Here is a 2,001-nt window from a genome sequence, read left to right on the forward strand (position 1 = left end):
GAGTAGGTCACCGCCGGAACACCATTAACGGTCGAGGACCCCCACCACCAGGTAGGGGTCCTCCCGCATTTAACCGGCCTTTCAGGACTTGACCCGTGCCTTCGGCGGCCCGGACCCGAGGGATCGGCCTCGAGGGATCGGCCGCCCGCCAGCCCCCGGCTACGTGCCCAGCCGAACCCGGGTCGCGGCCTGGTGCCCGACCGCCGATGAGGGGCCCTGCGACGTCGTATGCTCCGCCTCAAAGGAGGCCGAGCGTTGCTGCAGGAACGTACAGGCCGGACGCGCCTGGACGGGCTCATTCGGCATCGGGTGCGCCGTCCCCTGTCCCTCCCGCTGACCTGAGCTTCCGGCGTCTGCGCCGGCGCCAGACGATCACCAGGCCCAGCACGACGAAGGGGACCAGCACCCAACCGCCGATGTCGAGAGCGTCACCGATCGCATTGGCCAGCGCCCCGGCCAAATAGGCGAGAACACTGAGGCTCGCGACCCAGGCAATTGACCCTGTGATGGTCCAGAGCAGAAAAGTGGGCCACGGCATCTTGGCGGCCCCCGCGGCAATGGCGCCCCAGAGCCGGACAACTATGACCCAGCGGCCGAAGAACAAGGCTTTGCCGCCGTGCCGATCGAAGAACGACTCGAGCTGGAGGATGCGATTCTCGTCGGCATGGAAGCGCTGTGCGAGTCGAAGCATCAGCGGACGGCCTCCCACCCGCCCAAGTACGTAGCCAATCGTGCTCCCGAGCATGGCGCCCAGGCTGCCGACCGCGATAACGGCGGTAAGGTTCAGGTCTCCGTGGCGCGCCGAGGCGTAGGCGCCAAGCAGGACGGCCACGGCGGGAAGCGGTACACCGGCGCACTGGGCCAGCACAATCACGAAGACGGCGAAGTAGTACGCCCATTCGTCCGCAACCCCTGCTTCCGCGGCGAAGTAGGCTGCCCAGCCGAGCGCCACGAAGCGGAAGGCAACTAATCCGGTCATCGCTCACACCTCACTCCGCTGCTCCGCCGTGCTTCATCATGACGGTCCCCGCGCTGCCCGCGTTCTGTCTGCGGTCATAACCCCCGCGACAGCACCGGGATGGCCCTTGTCTACCCTTGCGGCCGGGGCCGCGTCAAGAGCACGCTGCGGACACTGCCCGGCCGGCGGCGGCACAGCGTTTCCGGCCGCGGCGCTAGCCTCGGCGCTCCGGCCGGATTGCCCGCAACCAACACCGTCCGCGCCGCTACGACCGCCGGCCCTGCGCGTCTTCTACACCTCCTGCTTTGGGCCCTGAAGAGCTGCGCGGTTTCCCGGGACTATTGGCGACCGAAAACGCACGAAGGAAAGAACTCACGCACAGGCCAGGCCCGCCCTTCCTCCTGGTGCGTACGACCTTCAGCACCAGAGGCTTGGGTGGATGCACTTTCCGAGCATGAAGATGGATTCCGCGCCTGAGTGAGGGCCGTTGATGGTACTGCCTGGGATCGCGTCGGGTGGGAACACGTTCGCCAGGCGGCTCCGGCAGGCAATGAACACGCCTTTGTCTTGTTCGTCGTGGAAGGTGGCGCTCTTGAAGGCGGGTATCCGATACAGACCGCGGATCTGCGCGAGGCGACCGTTCCGATGCATTGCGCTCGAACCCTAGGGAGTCGATGACAACCTAAACATCGCGAACATGGACTGGGGGAGCTCGCAGGAAGCACAGACAGCAAGGGTGACCTCAGGGGGTTGCCTGACAGTTCTTGCTGCTTCGATGTACTGGGAACAGGCTGCGGCGGAATCAATCGCTCGATCAAACCACGAGATCCTGCAACTTCCCCCGCGGGTTTCAAGGTTCTTCGCTGCTGTTGGGCCATCAACTCGTCATACGCCCCTGCTACTGCCTGGGCCCGCCATGTGGGGGAGTTGCCGGCACGGGGATGGAGTGATGCACGGCATAGTGGCCGTGGGCGGCGGGGGAGTGTGCGATGAGGTGCGTGACGGGTGGTTTTGGGTTGTGGTGGCGGGGTTTTTGGGTGGTG

Annotated in this window: 1 protein-coding gene; it reads right to left on the reverse strand. The window is 65.8% G+C overall.

The features are described from left to right. Positions 1 to 295: 295 nt before the first annotated feature. Entirely contained in the window at positions 296 to 979 is a 684-nt protein-coding gene (locus tag Y706_RS27370; protein WP_052354987.1) for a DedA family protein, read from the reverse strand. Between the last annotated feature and the right edge of the window lie 1,022 nt (positions 980 to 2,001).

This window comes from Arthrobacter sp. I3, assembly GCF_000520575.1.
In the GTDB taxonomy this organism is placed as follows: Bacteria; Actinomycetota; Actinomycetes; order Actinomycetales; family Micrococcaceae; genus Arthrobacter; species Arthrobacter humicola_A.

Coding starts and splice junctions, on each gene's coding strand:
- Y706_RS27370 (WP_052354987.1), bottom strand. CDS start 979: ATGACCGGATTAGTTGCCTTCCGCTTCGTGGCGCTCGGCTGGGCAGCC.